This is a genomic window from Deltaproteobacteria bacterium, assembly GCA_003194485.1.
Classification (GTDB): Bacteria; Desulfobacterota; Dissulfuribacteria; order Dissulfuribacterales; family UBA3076; genus UBA3076.
On record PQXD01000079.1, the window covers coordinates 1 to 1948 of the forward strand.

Genomic DNA, 1948 nt, shown 5'->3' on the forward strand with positions numbered 1-1948 from the left:
GAGACCCTCCCCCGTTCTCCTCCGCTGCGCTCCGGAGCCGGGGGTTTCCCATGCTGCGAAGACCAAGAAAACTACAGGGCTGACGCAAATCGTTTTCAGAAGGAGCTCCCCTGTGTGACCGGCTGCCGGTGGAGCGGTTTGCCTTTTGCAGGGTTTCAACCGCGGGCCGGATTGCACTGCCTCTTTCGGTCTGCGATGAGTAAGCTTTGAAACCCGGAAAAGGCAAACCGCTTCAAGGCGGGATATAACGGGTTCACCGGATATTTACTGTAAATGGACGAAAATTAAGGACCTGGCCTCTTTATCGTCCAGGTGGTCCCATCAGGCCCGTCCCGAAGGGTTATACCCCTGGCTGCGAGCCTGTCCCTTATCCTGTCTGCATCAGTCCAGTCTTTTTTCTCTCTGGCCCTGGCCCGCTCCTCAATAACCTTCAATACATCGGATTCCGTCATCCCAAGAAGGCCCAGTGCCTCAAGATTCCTCTTCCTGATATATACATCAGGGTCTTGATTGAGCAACCCTATCACCCTGGCGGCACCCTGGATCGCATCCGCTCCGGATTTTAAAGGTTCTATATAGAGGGCCGAGGGCCTTTTTTCAGCTTCCCGGCCAAGGCGATTCAGGGCCCTTACACCGTCAAAGAGGTGACCAAGTGCCTGTGCGGTATTGAAGTCGTCATCCATGGCCTGGTCAAACCGATCTCTCAGATGATCCAGTGTATCTGCCGACTCCCTGGCCTCATCAGTAAAGGGCCGTTGTTTTTTCACCGGTCTTTCGGACAGGTGCCTTGCCTCGGAAAGGGCCGTATAGCATCGATCAAGGGCGGAGGTCGTCTCGTTCAGGGCCTCAGGGCCGTAGTCAAGGGGGCTGCGGTAATGCTTGGACAGGAGAAAGAGCCTCAAGGCCTCCGGATGATATTTTTCCAGGATATCCCAGATGGTCACAAAATTTCCAAGGGACTTTGACATCTTCTCGCCGCGGATCGTTACAAAGCCATTGTGCATCCAGAAACGGGCAAAGGTCTTTCCTGTTGCCGCTTCGGATTGGGCGCGCTCGTTTTCGTGGTGCGGGAATATGAGGTCCAGGCCGCCTCCATGAATGTCCAGGGTCGGCCCCAGGTACTTCATGCTCATGACCGAGCACTCAATATGCCATCCCGGCCTGCCCGGTCCCCATGGACTGTCCCATTTGGGCTCACCGGGTTTTGCGGCCTTCCACAGGGCGAAATCCATGGGATCCTGTTTCTGTTCTCCGGGGGCTATCCTGGCCCCGGCACGCATTTCTTCCACATTTCTTCCGGACAGGGCCCCGTAGCCGGGGAAACCGCGCACGGAGAAGTAGACATCACCTCCTGAAGCATAAGCCCGGCCTTTATCTATTAATGTCTTTATGAGTTGGATAATTTCCCGGATGTGCCTGGTTGCTCTCGGTTCTGTGGTGGCACGGAGCACACCCAGTGCGTCAGTATCCTGGTAGAAGTGCTTTATCTCCCTTTCCGCAAGGGCTTCGGGCGAAATTCCTTCCTCATTGGCCCGGTTGATGATCTTGTCATCAATATCAGTGAAATTCCTTACGAAGTTTACTTCGAATCCCCTGTGTCTCAGGTGGCGGACCACTGCGTCAAAGACTACCGCCGAGCGGGCATGCCCGATGTGGCAGCGGTCATAGGCCGTTATGCCGCATACATACATGCGCACATATCCCGGAGTCAGGGGTTCAAATACCTCTTTTCTGCGGGTAAACGTATTGTAGATTTTTATGGTCATTATTCCCGTATAGGTAAATATCCGGTAAACCCGTTATATCCTGCCTTGGAGCGGTTTACCTTTTTCCGGGTTTCAAAGCTCACTCATCGCGGACCGGAGAGGCAGTGCAATCCGGCCCGCGATCGAAACCCTGCAAAAGGCAAACCGCTCCTGCGGCAGGGCACGGATGGCAACTTCCACAG

2 protein-coding genes are annotated in these 1948 nt (G+C 54.7%); one reads left to right on the plus strand and one right to left on the minus strand.

The genetic code is table 11. The features are described from left to right. A partial coding sequence (locus tag C4B57_12205; GenBank protein ID PXF50271.1) for a hypothetical protein occupies positions 1-210 on the plus strand: 210 nt, incomplete at its 5' end. Between the two features lie 74 nt (positions 211-284). Here the strand turns inward: C4B57_12205 and C4B57_12210 are convergent. Continuing rightward, positions 285-1766 (minus strand): cysteine--tRNA ligase, encoded by a 1482-nt coding sequence (locus C4B57_12210; GenBank protein PXF50272.1) that lies wholly within the window; start codon positions 1764-1766, stop codon positions 285-287. Positions 1767-1948 lie beyond the last annotated feature (182 nt).

What these genes read in the sequence shown, in the direction of transcription:
- C4B57_12210 (PXF50272.1), bottom strand. Translation starts at nt 1,766, where the DNA reads ATGACCATAAAAATCTACAATACGTTTACCCGCAGAAAAGAGGTATTT.